The following is a 16,565-nucleotide window of genomic DNA, read 5'->3' on the forward strand; positions in this document are numbered from 1 at the left end:
GCGCGGCGGCGCGGAGCGGGAGGGCGCCTGGGAACGGTCGAAGACCGGGCGAGGCCAGGACTATCCCCGACTTGGTACCCAAACGCACGAACGCAACCCCATCATCCCCGCAATCCCGGGCTGGTCGCGGCCGCGCAATCCGGCAGGATGGGGAATGTGCCCGCGCTGTCCCCGGACCTTCCGGGACTCGCGGGTGCGTTCCCAGCCACGTCCAACCCGGCCGCCAGGAAGGCACCGATGCCCGCCACCGTTTCCCACCGCCCGCACGCCCTCGCGCTCGGCCTGATCCTGCCGCTGGCCATCGCGGGCGCTGCCTCGGCCCAGCAGAGCGCGGCCCCGCTCTCGGCCTGGGTGGATCCACCGCCCCGCACGGCCGCGACGGTGCCCGGCGCCGCGACGGCGCTTCCGCGCGATGCGGCGCCGGGCGGCCGGGACCGGGCGGGGATCGCGGTCCAGGACGTGGTGGTCGCGCGGCGGCCGGCGGACCGGGCGCAGGATCGAGCCGGCGAGGGCCGGGAGGCGCGGCCCCTCCGCCAGGCCGCCAGGCCGGAGCCCCGCGAGAGCGCCCTGCCGAAGACCGCCGCGACGCGGCCTCCGGGGCCGAAGCGGGCCGCCGCCCTGGAGCGCTCGGTCGGACGGGGAACGCCGCACCGCCACGGCCACCTGGGGTACCGGTACGCCGAGGCGCCGGTCGCCCCCGGCCCGATTCCCGCCGTCTCCGGCGAGCGGGCCGCCGCAGCCCGGGCGCTGACCGCCGACTACCTCGTCACCGTCTCGGGCCCCGGCGACGCGATGATCGGGGCGGCGAACCGGTTCTACGCGACCCGCATCCGCTTCTACGGGCACCCGGTCACCACGGCCGGACTCGCCGCCGAGAAGCGCAGCTTCGTCCAGCGCTGGCCCGTGCGGCGCTATGAGCCGCGGGCGATGAGCACCGCGTGCGACGCCCAGACCTGCACGATCCGCACCCTCGTCGACTTCCGGACCGCCAACCCGGAGCGCGGCGCGGTCTCCAGCGGGGAGGCCGAGCTGATCCTGGAGGTGGGCTTCGCGGGCGCCCGGCCCTACATTATCGGTGAGACCGGACGGGTCTTGCGCCGCAGCCTCCAAGCCGGCACCCTGGCACCCTCGCCCGGCAAGGCGTAAGAGGCGTCCGGGAAGGTCCCGGGTGCCGTCGGGCGCAGAGGGATACGTCCCGGCCGTCGAACGTTCAGCGAGGCGCACGCGCGCCGGCTTCGTGCCGCGCGGGGTGGGGCCGGGATCGGGTGTATGACGTCTTCAACGGTGGTGGCGAAACAGGATTCGGGGCCGGCGCGTCCGGCTCTCGATGATCCCGGCCGCACCGCCCTGCGCGCGGTGATCCGGGCCGAGATCGCGCGCGCCCGTCCGCGCCCGGTGGCCGTGCGGACGCTGGAACTCCTCGCGGAGGCCGCAACCGCCCCCGAAGGCGCCGGGCCCGGCATCCGGGTGCTCGACCGGCACGGGGCCGTGCGCCTGCGGGGGGAGACCGCCGAGCCCATGACCCTGGCGGACCTGATCGCGGAATTGCAGGAGCGGCATCCCGCCCTGTTCCTGCCGCCGGAGCCGGTGCCGGAGCCGGTGCCACAGGCCGAGGAAGCCCGGGATTCGGCGCTGCTGAGCAGCGCCTACGAGATGAAGGCCGCCACCGCGCGCTTCGTGGAGACGCAGTCGGAGCGGGCCCGATCCCTGGCGGAGCGCTCCTCCGTGCAGGGCCGGGCGCTGGCCCAGACCGCCGCTGGCCGGTTCGCGACCCTGCGGACGCGCCTGCAGGGCCGGTTCAACCGGCCGGTCGATGCCGCGCCCGGCGAGACCGTCACGGCCGAGGCCGCGCGGCCGGCCGATCCCGTGGCGGCCTGGAACACGGGACCCGGCCGGCTCGGTGAGTCCGTGCGCGACGGCCTGGAGGGCCTGCGCGACCGCCTCGGCTTCGGGCGGGACCTCGGAGACGAGGGGGCCAACCGCCAGCGGCGCTGGCTCACGGGGGCCAGCGTGGCCGCCCTGGTGGCGGTGATCGCCGCGGGACTCGTCCTGGAGGGCCGCCCGCCCGAGACCGCGCGCCCCGCGGCTCCCGAAGGAACGCCCCCGGCGACGACGTCCAGGGACGCGGCCCCGGCCGCGCCGCCCGCTGCGGCGCCCTCCGTCCCCGACACGGTCACGCCGCCCCCCGAGACCGGCGGCGATCCCGAGCCCGATTCCACGCCGCCGCCCCCGAATTCCGTGACCGGCCCGGTGCAGGTCGTCGACACCGCCACCCTGAAGGTGGGCGGCAAGGTCGTGCGCCTGTTCGGCGTCGAGTGGGTGCGGGGCGGCCAGGCGGGGGAGCTGGCCCGCTACATCGGCAGCCGGTCGGTGACCTGCCAGCCCGCCCCCGGCAGCGAGACCATGAACTGCCTCGTGGACGGGCGCGATCTCTCCGAGGTGGTGCTGTTCAACGGCGGCGGGCGCGCCTCCCCGGAGGCGAGCCCGGAGCTGGTCGCGGCGGAGGACCATGCCCGGAGCGAGCGGCTGGGCGTCTGGAAGCGCTGAACCCCCCGGTTTCCCGGCGGGGGGGCGGAGCCCTCCGGGGCCTCGGCGAGGGGGACTCGGCGCACCGAAGAAACACGACCCGCGTCCGGAACGGCCTCGCGCGGCCGTCCAATCCGTGCGCCCATCCCGAGGCACCGCGGGGGACAGGCGGCGCGTGCGGGGGCCGTGGTGTGTACCGTGCGGCTCGTGACGGGCGCCCGCTCGGCCGCGTTGCCAGGGAGCGGAGGGACACATGCCGAGCGAGGTTTTCGGTCACACGGCGGAGGGGCAGGCGGTCACGCGCCACGTGCTGAGCCGGCAAAATCTCCGGGTGGCCGTCATCGATTTCGGCGCGGCCGTCACGGCGATCGAGGTGCCCGACCGCGCCGGGCGCGTGGCCAACGTGGTTCTCGGCCTCGACACCCTGGAGGGTTACGAGACCGTCAGCCCGAGCTTCGGCGCGGTGGTCGGCCGCTACGCCAACCGGATCGCGGGCGGACGCTTCAGACTCGACGGCCGGACCTACCAGCTGCCCGTGAACGAGGGTCCCAACACCCTCCACGGCGGTCCGGCGAATTTCGGCAAGCGCCTGTGGCGGGTGGAGCGCTCCGAGGCGACGAGCCTGACCCTGGCCCGCCGCTCTCCCGACGGGGAAGAGGGGTTTCCCGGCACGCTGGACGTCCGGGTCCGCTACAGCCTGCCGGCGGACGGCGTGCTGCGCATCGACTACGCGGCGACGACCGACCGGCCGACGGTGCTGAACCTCACCAATCACAGCTACTTCAACCTCGCCGGGGAGGGGACCGGCAGCGTCCTCGGCCACGTGGTGCAGCTCGCGGCCGACGCCTACACGCCCACCGACGCCACTCAGATCCCCACCGGCGCGTTCCGGGCGGTGGCCGGCACCCCGTTCGACTTCCGCACCCCATACCCGCTGGAGGCGCGCATCCGGGACGGCGACCCGCAGCTCGCCATCGCCAAGGGCTACGACCACACCTTCGTGCTGCGCGGTCCCGCCGGGACGCTCCGGCCGGCGGCCACCTGCATCGAGCCGGTCGGCGGACGGCGGCTCGACGTGGCGACCACGCAGCCGGCGCTGCAGCTCTACACCGGCAACACCCTCGACGGCACGCTGATCGGCCCCTCCGGGCGGATCTACCGGTCCGGCGACGGCGTCTGCTTCGAGACACAGGCTTTCCCCGACGCCCCGAACCAGCCGAGCTTCCCCGCCGCTCTGCTCCGCCCGGGCGAGACGTTCGCGGAGACCACGGAGTTCCGGTTCTCCGTGGTGTGAGGAGGTCGAGCGGCCTCAGGCGGCAGCGGGCAGCGTATCCCCGGCCGCCGGGGCGATCGGGGACACCGCCGGCGCGGCCGGATGCGGTCCCCAGGTCTCGCCGAGGGCGAGGAGGGCGACCTTGACCGCGTCGAGGCGCGACGGCTCGCCCGCCGTCATGCCCTCGGCGGCGGCGACGTCCTTCAGGTACTCGTCCCAGGCCCAGCGCCGCAGGATCTCCCGCTTCAGGGGGCGCAGCAGCCGGGGATGGTCGAGCAGAGCGGCGGGTGTGGCGAATACCGCCGCCGGGTTGACCAGGGCCCGCTCCAGGTCCGGCATGGCCGCGGGGGCCGGGGAGGCGATGCGTGGGGCCGGCGATGGGGCAGGGGGCTCCGGACGGGCCGGCACCGGACGGGCCGGCACCGGGCGCGCCGCGGCGGATTGGTGCGACCGCCGGACCCGCCAGGAAACCGGCCCGGACCGCGCCGCGGGCTCGGCCCCGGAGCTGCCGGAGAAGTCCGGACACCCCGCATGGGCCATCGCCTGCGCCCGCGTCGGGCTGCCCGATGCCAGACCGGCGGCGCGGCGGTCCGGACCGCCGGCCCAGCCCGGCGGCGGCCCGGTCTCCGCCGGCGTCTTCCCGTCGACGCCGAGCACCCAGGCGTCGGCCCGGGTACGGCCCCCGGACTCGACGGCGCGGCCAGCGCGCCACGGAGCCGCCGCGGCGGACGGGTTGTCGTGTTGAGGTCCGATCCTGCCATCCTGCATGGGATCCTCCAGGGTTGCCTCCTCGTCGCGCGCGCCCGGTCAGAGGAGCCCGAGGCGCGCGGCGGATTGCACGCCGAAGCTCGCCGCGAACGACAGCAGCGCGGCGTCCCAGGCGGTCGGGTGCGGCGCGTGGGCGGGCGGCCCGGCCTGCGTGATCGCGAGGCCGAGCCAAGCGAAGCCCGACAGGCTCAGCAGCCCGGCCAGCATCCAGGGCCCGAGCGGCGGCCCGCAGAGCATCGCCAGGGTGAGGCACAGCAGGGCGGACAGACACCAGCCGCCGAGCACGCCCCGGCCGCCGTCGGAACGTCCATCCCTCCAGGCGCGGCGCAGCCGCGACCGGCGTCGGCGGCCGTCTTTCAGGTCGAACGTCGTCATGGGCGACCTCCGCGCCTCAGTTCAGGGACCGGCGGCCCGTCGCCGGGCCGCGCTGCCAGCGGCGGGTGAACGCCTCCGGGTCCAGGGGCCGAGGCGAAGCCGCCGGAGCCGCGCCGCCCTGGGACGACCCCTCGTCCAGGGCCTGGAGCGCTGCCAGGATCTCGTCGATGGGCACCGGTTCGGCGCGGCAGCCCGGCAGGCAGCGGAGCGTCGGGCAGGATTCGACCGCGCGCGCGTCCGAGGCCCAGGAGGCCAGGACCGCCCGCTTCTCGGCCCGCGACAGGCCGGGATGGGCCAGCACCGCACGCGGGTGGCGGAACACGTCGCCGGGCGCCACGAAGGCCTCGAACGGGTCGACGGCTGCGGACTTCAGGTTGGCGGCGACCAGGGTGCCGAGAGGGCCGGCGGGGCTCTCGGTCTGCAGGGTATCGATCGGCTGCATGCGATCCTCCGTGGGGTAAGCCAAGGTTGGGGCGGCCGGCACGACCGACCGGTCCGTGCCGGCCGCGTCATGCGTTCGGGCCGGTTGTGCCTCCGCGCGTCGACGGGCGTGCCGGTTCGGCGCGCGGGTGGGTCGGGGCTCCGAGCCGGCCCCGCGGCGCTCAGTGCCGGGATGCCGACGTGCCGGTGCCGGGGCCAGGACGGGTGTCAGGATCGGTGCCGTTGATCGCGATCCGGCGTCGGCGCTCCGGCGCCGCGGCCGCGCGCGGCAGCGTCACGGTGAGCACGCCGTTGCGGAACGCCGCCTCCACCCGGTCCTCCTCGACCGGAACGGGGAGGGCGATCGACCGTTCGAAGTGGCCGTAGCTGCGCTCCGTGTAGCCGCGGGCCGCGTCGGTGGTCTCGGCGCGCTTCTCGCCCTTGAGGGTGAGCACGCCGTCCGCGATCAGGAGTTCGATGTCCTTCTCGTCGAGGCCGGGCAGTTCGGCCGAGACCCGCAGGGCCCCGTCCGTCTCCACCAGCTCGATGTTCGGCCAGCCGAGACTCCGGCCGGCGAGGCTCGGGAGGCCGCCGAAGCCGCTGAACACGTCGTCGAACAGGCGGTTCACCTCGCGGTGGAGCGTCAGGAAGGGGCTGGCCGGCTCGCTCGGCAGGGCGGCCGGCGCCGGGGCGCCGGTGCCGCGGTTCCAGGGGATCAGATCGCGCATGTTCATGGTCCTATCTCCATCGCAAGCGCTGCCATCGTGGGAACAGGCCCGCGGGTCCGCGGACCCGTGAGGGATGTCGTCTGCTCAAGGCCGGGGGCCCGGGCTTCGGGAGCCCGGACCGACGCCGATCAGGCGGCCGTCCTGGCGTCCGCGACCCTGGCTTCGGCGACCCTGGTCTCTGCGACCTTGGGCTCGGCAGTCTTGAGCTCGGCAGCCTCGGCCTCGCGGGCGATCTGCGCCGGCGCGTTGTCCTGCCCGGACGCCGCCGTGACGCCGCCGATGGCGATGCGGCGGGGTTTCAGGGCCTCCGGCACCTCGCGCTTCAGCGCGACGGTGAGCAACCCGTTCTCCAAGTCGGCCCCCACGACCTTCACGTGCTCGGCCAGGTTGAAGGTCTGGCGGAAGCCGCGCGCCGCGATGCCGCGATGCAGGTAGTGCCTCTGACCCTCCGTCCCCGCCTTCTGGCCGACGACCAGGAGCACGGTGTCCTGCTGGGTGAGTTCGATCTCCTCGGGTGTGAAGCCGGCCACCGCCATGGTGATGCGGTATTGGTCGTCGGCGACCTTCTCGATGTTGTAGGGCGGCCAAGCCGCGGATGTCTCGACGCGCTCGGCCTGGTTGAGCAACTCGAACAGGCGGTCAAATCCGATCGATGACCGGAACAGGGGCGAAACGTCGTAGGTCCTCATAACCACATCCTCCAGCGAGCAACGTGACTACAAGCGACGCCGGACACCATGCCCGGCGCCCTGGGCGAGCCCGGTCCTGGGCCTCGCACGCGCGTAACGTGGATGTCGGGTCTCGGGTTCCCGCCAGGAGCAGGTTTTTTGCGCCTCATCGCGCAGGGCGCTGTCGGGTCTGCGCGTGCCGCCGACGTGGGCAGGGCGCTCCCCCACGGCCCTGGGCGGTCGAAGGGCTGCTGGCCGCGCGATCTCCGCCGCGCGTGCGAGCGCGCGTGCGAGGGAGCATCGCGATCCCGGTCCCGATGCGGAGGGAACGCGGCCGCGTCGCCCCGTCATCCCGGACTCACCGACCTGGCCCCGGATGAGCGCGCCGATCAGCAGGCGTGAACCGTCGCCGACGCTGCGGTCTCAGATCCCAGGGGCCCGTCGCCCGCAGGGCGGGCGGCACCCAGACCCGGCGGCCGGGACCCGGAAGGGCCGGTACCGCGCGCTCCCACGACCATCCATCGGGGGCGCGCCGGGGATTTGCCTCCCCGCCTCCTGGCCGGCCGCCCGGGGGCGCCGGTCAGGCGATGCCGGCGCGCAGCAGGTCGTGGACGTGCACGATGCCCACCGGCCGCCCGTCCGTCACCGCGAACACCGCGGTGATGAGCCGGCGGTTCATCACCTCCAGGGCGGTCTGGGCGAGCTTGTGCGGCTCCACGGTGATCGGCTCGCGGGTCATGACCGTGGAGACCGGCGTGTCGAGGAGCGCCGGGCCCATGTGGCGGCGCAGGTCGCCGTCCGTGACGATGCCGACGAGCCGGCCCGCCGCGTCGGTGACGCCGACGCAGCCGTAGCGCCGCGCGGCCATCTCGATCAGCACCTCGGACATCAGCGCGGTCTCGTGGACCAGCGGCATGTCCTGGGGACCGTGCATCACCTGCTGCACGGTTTTCAGACGGGCCGCCAGCGTCCCGCCGGGATGCAGGGTGTGGAACCGGGCCGAGGTGAAGCCGCGCCGCTCCAGCAGCGCCACCGCGAGGGCGTCGCCGAGCGCGAGCTGGACCAGGCTGGACGAGGTCGGCGCGAGGTCGTGCGGGCAGGATTCCCGCACCCGGGGCAGCTCGAGCAGCACGTCGGCGGCCCGGCCCAGCGTGCTCTCGCCGTTGCGGGTGATGGCCACCAGGGGGATCGAGAAGCGGCGGCTGAAGCCGACGAGGTCGGACAGTTCCGCGGTCTCCCCGGACCACGACAACGCGATGATCACGTCGTCCCGGGCGATCATCCCGAGGTCGCCGTGGCTCGCCTCAGTGGGATGGACGAAGAAGGCGTGGGTGCCGGTGGAGGCCAAGGTCGCGGCGATCTTGCGGCCGACATGGCCGCTCTTGCCGATGCCGCTGACGATGACCCGCCCCTTGCTCTGCAGGATCGTCTGGACCGCCTCCTCGAAGGCCGCGCCGAGCCGGCCCTGGAACGCCGCGCTCGCCTCCTGCAGGGCCGCGATGCCGAGCTGCAGGCTGCGGATCCCGAGGTCGCGGGTGGTGTTGAGGTGCGCGGAGGGCGCGTCGTAACGATCGTCGCGCAGGGCGCTGGAGGCGGGAGCGTTCATCGTTTCCGTTCTGGACCCGTCGACCGGATCCGGCGCCGGGGGCCGGACTCGGGGATCTGCGAAGCGAGGCGTGTCCGGCGACGCTAGGCAGCCGTCGTGGTTGAAATGTGACGCGGGGACGACGCAGCGCCGCAGGCCGGTTGAAGGTGCGGCCGCCGGGGTCCATGCTGCCCGTACGCCATCCCGCGCCGCGGGCCCAAGGAGGGCACAGGCCCCATGACCATCCGCTTCCCCGACCCCGATCCCGCGATCCTCGCCCGCCGCGACGCGATCCTGGCCGGTCTCGCGCCCCTGGTCGCGCCGGAGGCGCTGGTGGTCAGCGAGGACGAACGCCGGGCCTTCGAGACCGACGGGCTGACCGCGTACCGGCAGATGCCGCTGGCCGTGGTGCTGCCCTCGACCACCGCGGAGGTCGCCGCCGTGATGGCCTATTGCCACGCGAACGGCGTGCGGGTCGTGCCCCGCGGGGCCGGCACGTCGCTCGCGGGCGGCGCCATCGCGCAGGCCGACGCGATCATCCTGGGCGTCGGCAAGATGACCAAGGTCCTCGACCTCGATTTCGCCAACCGCACCGCCCGGGTGCAGAGCGGCATCACCAACTTGGCGATCTCCGGGGCCGTCAGCCACGAGGGCTTCTTCTACGCCCCCGACCCGTCGAGCCAGCTCGCCTGCACGATCGCCGGCAACATCGCGATGAATTCCGGCGGCGCGCACTGCCTCAAATACGGCGTGACCACCAACAACCTCCTGGGCGTCACCCTGGTGCTCAACGACGGCACCGTGGTGGAGATCGGCGGCCCGCACCTCGACAGCGGCGGCTACGACCTGCTGGGCCTCGTCTGCGGCTCGGAGGGGCAGCTCGGCATCGTCACGGAGGCGACCGTGCGGATCCTGCGCGCGGCGGAAGGGGCGCGGCCGGTGCTGGTCGGCTTCTCGAAGGTGGAGGACGCGGGCGACTGCGTCGCCGCGATCATCGCGGCCGGCATCATACCGGTGGCGATCGAGTACATGGACCGCGAGGCGATCCTCATCACCGAGGACTTCGCCCAGGCCGGCTATCCCCGCGACGCCGAGGCGATGCTGATCATCGAGGTCGAGGGCTCGGACGCCGAGTGCGACGCGATGCTGGCGCGGATCGAGACGATCGCCAAGGATTTCCGCCCGACCAGCGTGCGCGTCTCGCGCTCGGAGGCGGAATCGGCCGCGATCTGGAAGGGCCGCAAGTCGGCCTTCGGCGCCACCGGCCGGATCTCCGACTACATCTGCATGGACGGCACGATCCCCACCGGGCAGCTCGGGCCGGTGCTGGAGCGGATCGGCGCGATCTGCGCCGAGAAGGGCCTGCGGGTCGCCAACGTGTTCCACGCGGGCGACGGCAACCTGCACCCGCTGATCCTGTTCGACATCAACAGGCCCGGCGAGCTGCAGAAGGCCGAGGCCGCGGGCGACGAGATCCTGAAGCTCTGCGTCGAGGTCGGCGGCTGCCTCACCGGCGAGCACGGCGTCGGCATCGAGAAGCGCGACCTGATGCGCTTCCAGTACGATCAGGTCGATCTCGAGCAGCAGATGCGGGTCAAGGCGGTGTTCGATCCCGACTGGATGCTGAACCCCGCCAAGGTTTTCCCGCTGGAGGGACGGCTCGCGGCCTGATCCGGCCGCCCCGTCCCCCGGAGGCTCAGGCGGCCTCGACCTTGCGGTTGGCGCTGCCGCGGCCCTTGGCCGGAGCGGACCCGCCCTTGCGGCGGCTCTCCGCGGGGGCGGGCGCGGCCTGCTGTACGGGCTCGAACTCAGGCTCCTCGAAGCCGGATTGCTGTGCACGGCCGGGCTGGCCGAGGCCCAGGCTCTTGGCGAGAGCCGAGCGCTGCGCCGAGTAGTTCGCCGAAGTGGTCGGATAATCGCTCGGCAGCCCGTAGCGCTCGCGGTAGCTCTGCGGATCCAGGCCGTGCTTGGTCAGGTGACGCTTCAGGGTCTTGTACGACTTCCCGTCGATGAAGCTGACCAGGCCGTCGGGGCGGATCGACTTGCGGATCTGGGCGGGGGTCGGCCGCTCGACAGCTTCGTCCACGACCGCGACCGGGCCGGACCCGATCGAGTTCAGAGCGTCGTGGATGCTCACGATCAGCGCCGGCAGTTCGGCCGAGGGCAGGGAGTTGTTGGAAACGTAGGCCGCGACGACGTCTACGGTCTGTTCGATATAATCCATCTGGGATGTCGGCGTGGCGTCAGTCATACTTTCTTTCCTTGGCTTCGAAGCCTGCGAGGTCCCCTCTTTTCGCGAGTTAAGACACCGTCCGAAAAATGCAAGGTGATCCGTACAATGCCCTGTGCTCCGTCGGAAGTCTAAGGATGCATTGCGAGGCTTGGGCTACAGGGCAAGGTTGCATTCATAGCACTTAGGGGGGACTTCCGGGAGGATTTACCGGTGCCAGATCTATGAATGCACGATGGAGCCGTCGGCCGGGTTTTCGCTTGCGGCAGAGACCTTTACCCGCGAGATGTCCAGGCGATTTAGACCGTCTTGCCACGCCGCTCGACGGTCCTGTTGAAAAAGATGCGCACTCTTCGTGCAAAATTCCGCGATCAACGCGTGACTTCGCGTCCGGCGGCTCGGTATCCGGGCGCCGGCGTCCTGCCAAGTTGCCCGCCAAGTTGCCCCTCAGGCGAAGGTCTTCCGGGGATCGAAGGCGTCGCGCACCGCCTCGCCGGCGAAGACCAGCAGGCTCAGCATTACGGCGATGACCAGGAAGCCGGTGAGACCGAGCCACGGCGCGGTCAGGTTGTCCTTGCCCTGCGCCAGGAGTTCCCCGAGCGACGGCGAGCCCGGCGGCAGGCCGAAGCCCAGGAAGTCGAGCGAGGTCAGCGTGGTGATCGAGCCGTTCAGGATGAACGGCAGGAAGGTCAGCGTCGCCACCATCGCGTTCGGCAGCAGGTGGACGGTCATGATGCGGATATTCGACAGGCCCAGGGCCCGCGCGGCCCGGACATATTCGAAGTTCCGCGCCCGCAGGAACTCGGCGCGCACGACGCTCACCAGCGAGACCCACGAGAACAGCAGCATGATGCCGAGCAGCACGAAGAAGCCCGGGGCGATGAAGGCCGAGATGATGATGATCAGGTAGAGGGTCGGAATACCGCCCCAGACCTCGATGAAGCGCTGGAAGGCGAGATCGACCCAGCCGCCGAAATAGCCCTGCACGGCCCCCGCCACCACGCCGATCACCGAGGAGACGGCGGCTAGGATCAGGCCGAACAGCACCGAGATGCGGAAGCCGTAGATCACCCGCGCCAGCACGTCCCGGGTGGTGTTGTCGGTGCCGAGCCAGTGCTGGGGAAGATCCGCGCACGTCGTGCCGCCGAGCTTCTCCGCCACGGGCCGGCACTGCGCGTCCGACAGCATCCAGGTCGGCGGCGACGGCGAGGGGGTCGGCAGGTCCTCGTTGATCGTGTCGTAGGAGAACCGGATCGGCGGCCAGAGCGCCCAGCCGTTCTCGGCGATCTCCCTGCGGATCTCGGGCGACCGGTAATCGGTCACGGCCAGGAAGCCGCCGAACTTCTCCTCCGGATAATCAACCAGGACGGGCACCAGCCACTCGCCCTTGTACGACATGAGGATCGGCCGGTCGTTGGCGATGAACTCGGCGAACAGGCTGGCGATGAACAGCCCGGCGAAGATCAGGAACGACGCGTAGCCGAGGCGGTTGCGACGGAAATTGTCGAGCCGGCGCCGGTTGAGCGGCGACAGCCCGCTGCGGCCGGTCGGAGCGAGGGGCGGAGGTGCCCCTTCGTCCGGACGCAGCACGAGCGGTTGGGCACCGGGCATCGGCGCCGGCACGACCTCGCTCTCGCCGGGACGCGCGACCTCGTTCATGGCTGATGCCTCCGCGGCGGTCCCGCGACGCCACAGCCCCCCGTACGGGCCGCGCCGTTGCCGCATCGGGGCCGGGTCGATCGGGACCTGCTTCCGCGCATCTGCCCCTCTCTGCCGACGAGAGTGGCCCCCGAGGGGCGGGGGGCGACGGCGCGGAGAGACGCGCGATCCCGCATGAGGGCCGCGCCCCGTCCGGAAGCGGGGGTCCCCCCTCCCGCACTCCGCCGACACAGGGGCTCCTCTCCCCCGCACGGAGGAGAGGGAGCGGGAGCGGCGCCGACGGCCTTCAGCCGTCGATCCGGGTGGCGGTGCCCTCGATCTCGCTCGGGCGCAGGCCGCCGCTGCGCTCCATCCAGCGGCGCAGCAGGCCGACGTTGCGGCGGTTGGCCTTGAAGGCGGCGTCGAACAGGTCGCCGGCCACCGGCACCGCGCCGATCAGGCCGTCGAACGCGACGTTGAGCCCCATCCGCGCCAGCAGCCAGCGGGGGGCGCCGAGGCGCTTGGCCTCGTAGACGATGAAGGACGAGATCACCATGCCGGCGACGTCGCCGATCACCGGCACGAGTCCGATCAGCGCGTCGAAGCCGACGCGCCGGTTGAGGCCCGGGATGACGAAGGCCGTGTCCATCAGGTGGGCCAGCGTTTCCAGGCGGGCGAGGCTCGCCTCGCGGCTGAGATCCGCCGACAGGAAGGGCGGCCGGCCGCCGGAGCGGGCCTCGCCGCCGGACATGGTCTCGGCACGGGAGAAGCGCCCGGCCTGGGGAGCCTGGGTGAAGTCCATGGTCGGGATCCGTCGGGAAGCCATCGTCCACAACGATGTGGTCCCCCGATCGGATCCCCGCAAGGACGGCCGCCCCCCTCACGCCGGCCCCCCGCTGAGCCCGCGCATGCGGTCGAGCGCCGCATCCAGGGTGGCGTCCTCCTTGGCGAAGCAGAGCCGGACGAGGTTGGACACCGAGGCGTCCGGGTAGAAGGCGCTCACCGGGATCGCCGCGACGCCGTGACGGGTGACCAGCGCCTCGCAGAACGCCGCGTCGTCGGCGTAGCCGAGACCCGCGATGTCGATGTTGAGGAACCACGTGGCCTGCGCCGGCAGCACCGTGAAGCCGAGGCCGCGCAGGCCGTCCGCCAGCCGGTCGCGGGATCGGGCGTAGCCCGTCCGCATGGCCTCGAACCACGGGGTCGGCTTGCCCAGCCCGTAGGCCACCGCCTCTTGGAGGTTGGGCGGCGTAGTGAAGGTGAGGAACTGGTGCGCCTTGGCGAGGCCGCGCATCAGCCGGGCATCCGCCATCACGAACCCGACTTTCCAGCCGGTGAGCGAGAAGATCTTGCCGGCGGAGCCGATCTTGACGGTCCGCTCCCGCATCCCGGGCAGCGCCATGAGCGGCCGGTGGCGGGCGCCGTCGAACACCACGTGCTCCCAGACCTCGTCGCAGAGCGCGATGACGTCGAAGCGTCGGCAGTAGCGGGCGAGCACATCGAGGTCGGCGGGGTCGATCAGGGTCGCGCTGGGGTTCAGGGGGTTGTTCAGCACCACGACCCGGGTGCGCCCCCCGAAGGCCTCCGCCAGCGCGGCCTCGTCGAGGCGGAAGGCCGGCGGCTGCAGCGCCACGATCCGCGGCACGCCGCCGGCCCGCCGGACCAGCGGCAGGTAGGCGTCGTACATGGGCGCGAACAGCACGACCTCGTCGCCGGGCTCGATCAGCGCCAGGAGCGCACCGGCGATCGCCTCGGTGGCGCCGGACGTCACCATCACCTCGGTCTCGGGATCGAGGGTCAGTCCCTGATGCTGCCCGTAATGCGCCGCCACCGCCTCCCGCAGGGCCGGCAGACCCATCATCGGGGGATACTGGTTCCAGCCGTCGCGGAGCGCCCGGGCTCCGCACGCGCGCACGTCCTCGGGGCCGGGATCGTCCGGGAAGCCCTGGCCAAGATTGATCGCGCCGTGGACCTGCGCCAGCCGCGACATGGTCTCGAACACCGTCGTCGGCAGTGCGGCGAAAACGGGATTCATGCGGCGCTGAACGGGGCGCCGGACCGCGAGGGTCTCGACATGGCGGGGCTCGACATGGCGGGGCTCGAAATGGCGGGGCTCGAAGCGTCAGGTCTCGGCATCACCGGCCTGTAGCATGAGCGCCGCGCGTTGCGGAATGTGCGGCGCCGCACAGAGCCCGATCCCCGCGTGCCGCGGGCGACTGACGAATGTTGACATTCATCACTCGTATCGTAGGTTTCGGTCACGGCCGGAGCGGTGCTCTCGACGGCGGGGCTTCGCCCCCTCGCTCCGTCAGCGGGATGCCGCTCCGGTCGTCACGAAGGGCCATCGACTTGCGGGTCGGTGGCCCTTTCGTCATGTCCGGATCCGGCCGTTCCGATCGTCGGGTCGGCGCCTTCGGACCCGACATGCGGACGACATCGCGCGGCTTCATCGGCTGCCTGTTCCTGGCACTTCTGACCGGCCTCCTCGGAATCGGCCTGCGACACGCCGTAGCGGTCACCCCGGTGGATGTTGCCTTCCGGGCGGTGCTGCGCGCCTACGCGGCGCCGGAGCCGTCCGGCACCAGCAACACGGGTGAAACGTCGCCGCCCTAGTGACGGCGCATTGGGCGGGCACCGCTGGATCCGCACATCCACGCCGCCCGGTGAACACGTCGCCGCGGTCAGGAGCCGTTCGGGGTCCGGACAGCTTTATGGGCGTACCCTCCCGCGTGCGGGATGGAAGCCGGCATTCCCCTGGGATGGCGGCTTCAACGCGGGTCTCCGGGGTGCGGCAGGACGCGGCGCAGCGGGGGCTGGAATGGGGGCTTGGACAGCGAGGGATAGGGTGCCGACGGTCGCGCAGGCGGCCGTCCTGTGCTCTAGTCAGGCATGAACGAGAGTTCACCGATCCGGACCGACACGGCCCGCGCCTATCAGCCCGGCGAGGCGCCCGTGCGCGACGTCCGCCGGCGGCGGTTCCGGCCGATCCGCTGGCTCGTGATCCTGGTGCTGCTCGCCGCTGCTGGGGCGATCGGCCATCGCTGGTACGAGGCCCGTACCGACAAGGGCGCGGAGCCAGCGACCGCGCACCGGACCGGAGGCCGCGGCGGCCGGCACGGCGGCATGGACATGCCGCAGGCGGTGGGCATCGCGTCCATCACGTCCGGCGACATGCCGGTGGTGCTCCAGGGACTCGGCACGGTGACGCCGCTCGCCACCGTGACGGTGAAGTCGCAGATCAGCGGCTACCTCACGCAGGTGCAGTTCCGGGAAGGCCAGATGGTCAAGGCGGGCGACGAGCTCGCCCGCATCGATCCCCGCCCCTACGAGGCGCTGCTCGCCCAGTACCAGGGCCAGCTCGCCCGCGATCAGGCGCTGCTGCAGAACTCGAAGCTCGACCTGCAGCGCTACCAGATGCTGAACCGGCAGGACTCGATCTCGAAGCAGAACGTCGACACGCAGGGCGCCCTCGTGAAGCAGAACGAGGGCACGGTCGCGGCCGACCAAGCGCTCGTCGACCAGCAGAAGCTCAACATCGCCTACACGCACATCATCGCGCCGGTGGAGGGGCGGGTCGGCCTGCGGCAGGTCGATCAGGGCAACTACATCTCGGCCGCCTCCACGGCGATCGTTGTGGTGACCCAGCTCCATCCGATCTCGGTGCTCTTCACCTTGCCGGAGGACGACGTGTCGCGGGTGATGCGGCAGGTGCGGGCGGGCGCGAAGCTCACCGTGCGGGCCTACGACCGGGGCGACGCCCACGAGATCGCCACCGGCCGGCTCGACACCGTCGACAACCAGATCGACACGACCACCGGCACGGTGAAGCTGCGCGCCCTGTTCGACAACGCCGACGAGGAGCTGTTCCCGAACCAGTTCGTCAACGCCAAGCTCACCGTCGACACGGTGCGGGCCGCGACGCTGGTGCCGAATTCCAGCCTGCTCCAGGGCACGCCCGGCACCTACGTCTACCTGATGGATGGGGACAGCAAGGTCACGGTCCGGCCGATCAAGACCGGCGAGACCGACGGGACCCACACCGTGGTGGTCTCCGGCCTGAACCCGGGCGACCGCGTCGTCACGGACGGCACCGACCGGCTGAAGGACGGGGCGCCGGTCCGGATCACCGAGGGCGCGCAGGCGGCCGCGGGGGACGGTAAGGGAGACGGCAAGGGAGACGGAAAGCCCGCGGCGGCGAAGCCGGACGGCACGGGGGACGTGAAGTCCGGCGCGCCGGCCGAGGCCGCGGCGGATTCACAAGGGGCAGCGGAGGGCGGTCGTCGGCACCGGCGCCGTCAGGCGCAGTGAGTTCGGGGTTTGCGCAACGCCCTCCCCCGCCTTGCGCGGGAGGGTG

Annotated in this window: 16 protein-coding genes; 6 read left to right on the forward strand and 10 right to left on the reverse strand. The window is 72.5% G+C overall.

All coding sequences use genetic code 11. The features are described 5' to 3' along the window. The first annotated feature begins 237 nt into the window (after positions 1 to 237). The 3 genes from MFF58_RS15330 to MFF58_RS15340 all read left to right on the forward strand — a co-directional run bounded on the left by MFF58_RS15330 (position 238) and on the right by MFF58_RS15340 (position 3,820). Complete coding sequence (locus MFF58_RS15330) at positions 238 to 1,146, forward strand: hypothetical protein (protein ID WP_238289440.1); 909 nt, start codon at positions 238 to 240, stop codon at positions 1,144 to 1,146. A 123-nt stretch (positions 1,147 to 1,269) separates the two neighbouring features. Then, on the forward strand, positions 1,270 to 2,547 hold the full coding sequence (locus MFF58_RS15335) for a thermonuclease family protein (RefSeq protein WP_238289442.1): 1,278 nt from the start codon (positions 1,270 to 1,272) through the stop codon (positions 2,545 to 2,547). Between the two features lie 232 nt (positions 2,548 to 2,779). Beyond that, positions 2,780 to 3,820, forward strand: a complete 1,041-nt coding sequence (locus tag MFF58_RS15340; protein ID WP_238289444.1) for an aldose epimerase family protein — start codon at positions 2,780 to 2,782, stop codon at positions 3,818 to 3,820. 15 nt (positions 3,821 to 3,835) lie between these two features. Here MFF58_RS15340 and MFF58_RS32275 read toward each other — a convergent pair whose 3' ends face one another. From MFF58_RS32275 to MFF58_RS15370, 6 genes are all read right to left on the reverse strand, one after another. Then, positions 3,836 to 4,567, reverse strand: a complete 732-nt coding sequence (locus MFF58_RS32275; protein WP_279602974.1) for a hypothetical protein — start codon at positions 4,565 to 4,567, stop codon at positions 3,836 to 3,838. A 39-nt stretch (positions 4,568 to 4,606) separates the two neighbouring features. Then, complete coding sequence (locus MFF58_RS15350) at positions 4,607 to 4,942, reverse strand: hypothetical protein (RefSeq protein WP_238289445.1); 336 nt, start codon at positions 4,940 to 4,942, stop codon at positions 4,607 to 4,609. A 16-nt stretch (positions 4,943 to 4,958) separates the two neighbouring features. Then, positions 4,959 to 5,384: a hypothetical protein gene (locus MFF58_RS15355; protein WP_238289447.1), complete on the reverse strand. Its 426-nt coding sequence runs from the start codon at positions 5,382 to 5,384 to the stop codon at positions 4,959 to 4,961. Positions 5,385 to 5,544: 160 nt separating this feature from the next. Continuing rightward, positions 5,545 to 6,096, reverse strand: coding sequence for an Hsp20/alpha crystallin family protein (locus MFF58_RS15360; protein WP_238289449.1), 552 nt, complete (start codon positions 6,094 to 6,096; stop codon positions 5,545 to 5,547). Between the two features lie 122 nt (positions 6,097 to 6,218). After that, the gene (locus MFF58_RS15365; RefSeq protein WP_238289451.1) at positions 6,219 to 6,779 is read right to left on the reverse strand and encodes an Hsp20 family protein; all 561 of its coding nucleotides are present in this window, start codon (positions 6,777 to 6,779) and stop codon (positions 6,219 to 6,221) included. Between the two features lie 559 nt (positions 6,780 to 7,338). After that, positions 7,339 to 8,364 carry a KpsF/GutQ family sugar-phosphate isomerase gene (locus MFF58_RS15370; protein ID WP_238289453.1) on the reverse strand — a complete coding sequence of 342 codons (1,026 nt, stop codon included), beginning with the start codon at positions 8,362 to 8,364 and terminating at the stop codon, positions 7,339 to 7,341. Between the two features lie 216 nt (positions 8,365 to 8,580). Here MFF58_RS15370 and MFF58_RS15375 point away from each other — a divergent pair, with 216 nt between their 5' ends. After that, complete coding sequence (locus tag MFF58_RS15375) at positions 8,581 to 10,014, forward strand: FAD-linked oxidase C-terminal domain-containing protein (protein ID WP_238289455.1); 1,434 nt, start codon at positions 8,581 to 8,583, stop codon at positions 10,012 to 10,014. A 25-nt stretch (positions 10,015 to 10,039) separates the two neighbouring features. Here MFF58_RS15375 and MFF58_RS15380 read toward each other — a convergent pair whose 3' ends face one another. The 4 genes from MFF58_RS15380 to MFF58_RS15395 form a co-directional block, all read right to left on the reverse strand. Further along, positions 10,040 to 10,594, reverse strand: coding sequence for a Ros/MucR family transcriptional regulator (locus tag MFF58_RS15380; protein ID WP_238289457.1), 555 nt, complete (start codon positions 10,592 to 10,594; stop codon positions 10,040 to 10,042). 426 nt (positions 10,595 to 11,020) lie between these two features. Further along, on the reverse strand, positions 11,021 to 12,232 hold the full coding sequence (locus MFF58_RS15385; protein WP_238289460.1) for an ABC transporter permease: 1,212 nt from the start codon (positions 12,230 to 12,232) through the stop codon (positions 11,021 to 11,023). 286 nt (positions 12,233 to 12,518) lie between these two features. After that, entirely contained in the window at positions 12,519 to 13,013 is a 495-nt protein-coding gene (locus MFF58_RS15390; protein ID WP_238289462.1) for a DUF4112 domain-containing protein, read from the reverse strand. Positions 13,014 to 13,091: 78 nt separating this feature from the next. Continuing rightward, complete coding sequence (locus tag MFF58_RS15395) at positions 13,092 to 14,246, reverse strand: aminotransferase (RefSeq protein WP_238289464.1); 1,155 nt, start codon at positions 14,244 to 14,246, stop codon at positions 13,092 to 13,094. Between the two features lie 389 nt (positions 14,247 to 14,635). Between MFF58_RS15395 and MFF58_RS15400 the strand changes: the two genes are divergently transcribed. Both MFF58_RS15400 and MFF58_RS15405 read left to right on the forward strand, forming a co-directional pair. Continuing rightward, positions 14,636 to 14,824 carry a hypothetical protein gene (locus MFF58_RS15400; RefSeq protein ID WP_238289466.1) on the forward strand — a complete coding sequence of 63 codons (189 nt, stop codon included), beginning with the start codon at positions 14,636 to 14,638 and terminating at the stop codon, positions 14,822 to 14,824. A 276-nt stretch (positions 14,825 to 15,100) separates the two neighbouring features. Continuing rightward, positions 15,101 to 16,519 carry an MdtA/MuxA family multidrug efflux RND transporter periplasmic adaptor subunit gene (locus MFF58_RS15405; RefSeq protein ID WP_238289468.1) on the forward strand — a complete coding sequence of 473 codons (1,419 nt, stop codon included), beginning with the start codon at positions 15,101 to 15,103 and terminating at the stop codon, positions 16,517 to 16,519. Positions 16,520 to 16,565: the final 46 nt, after the last annotated feature.

This window comes from Methylobacterium longum, assembly GCF_022179385.1.
Taxonomy (GTDB): Bacteria; Pseudomonadota; Alphaproteobacteria; order Rhizobiales; family Beijerinckiaceae; genus Methylobacterium; species Methylobacterium longum.

What these genes read in the sequence shown, in the direction of transcription:
- MFF58_RS15330 (WP_238289440.1), top strand. Translation starts at nt 238, where the DNA reads ATGCCCGCCACCGTTTCCCACCGCCCGCACGCCCTCGCGCTCGGCCTG.
- MFF58_RS15335 (WP_238289442.1), top strand. Translation starts at nt 1,270, where the DNA reads ATGACGTCTTCAACGGTGGTGGCGAAACAGGATTCGGGGCCGGCGCGT.
- MFF58_RS15340 (WP_238289444.1), top strand. Translation starts at nt 2,780, where the DNA reads ATGCCGAGCGAGGTTTTCGGTCACACGGCGGAGGGGCAGGCGGTCACG.
- MFF58_RS32275 (WP_279602974.1), bottom strand. Translation starts at nt 4,567, where the DNA reads ATGCAGGATGGCAGGATCGGACCTCAACACGACAACCCGTCCGCCGCG.
- MFF58_RS15350 (WP_238289445.1), bottom strand. Translation starts at nt 4,942, where the DNA reads ATGACGACGTTCGACCTGAAAGACGGCCGCCGACGCCGGTCGCGGCTG.
- MFF58_RS15355 (WP_238289447.1), bottom strand. Translation starts at nt 5,384, where the DNA reads ATGCAGCCGATCGATACCCTGCAGACCGAGAGCCCCGCCGGCCCTCTC.
- MFF58_RS15360 (WP_238289449.1), bottom strand. Translation starts at nt 6,096, where the DNA reads ATGAACATGCGCGATCTGATCCCCTGGAACCGCGGCACCGGCGCCCCG.
- MFF58_RS15365 (WP_238289451.1), bottom strand. Translation starts at nt 6,779, where the DNA reads ATGAGGACCTACGACGTTTCGCCCCTGTTCCGGTCATCGATCGGATTT.
- MFF58_RS15370 (WP_238289453.1), bottom strand. Translation starts at nt 8,364, where the DNA reads ATGAACGCTCCCGCCTCCAGCGCCCTGCGCGACGATCGTTACGACGCG.
- MFF58_RS15375 (WP_238289455.1), top strand. Translation starts at nt 8,581, where the DNA reads ATGACCATCCGCTTCCCCGACCCCGATCCCGCGATCCTCGCCCGCCGC.
- MFF58_RS15380 (WP_238289457.1), bottom strand. Translation starts at nt 10,594, where the DNA reads ATGACTGACGCCACGCCGACATCCCAGATGGATTATATCGAACAGACC.
- MFF58_RS15385 (WP_238289460.1), bottom strand. Translation starts at nt 12,232, where the DNA reads ATGAACGAGGTCGCGCGTCCCGGCGAGAGCGAGGTCGTGCCGGCGCCG.
- MFF58_RS15390 (WP_238289462.1), bottom strand. Translation starts at nt 13,013, where the DNA reads ATGGACTTCACCCAGGCTCCCCAGGCCGGGCGCTTCTCCCGTGCCGAG.
- MFF58_RS15395 (WP_238289464.1), bottom strand. Translation starts at nt 14,246, where the DNA reads ATGAATCCCGTTTTCGCCGCACTGCCGACGACGGTGTTCGAGACCATG.
- MFF58_RS15400 (WP_238289466.1), top strand. Translation starts at nt 14,636, where the DNA reads ATGCGGACGACATCGCGCGGCTTCATCGGCTGCCTGTTCCTGGCACTT.
- MFF58_RS15405 (WP_238289468.1), top strand. Translation starts at nt 15,101, where the DNA reads ATGAACGAGAGTTCACCGATCCGGACCGACACGGCCCGCGCCTATCAG.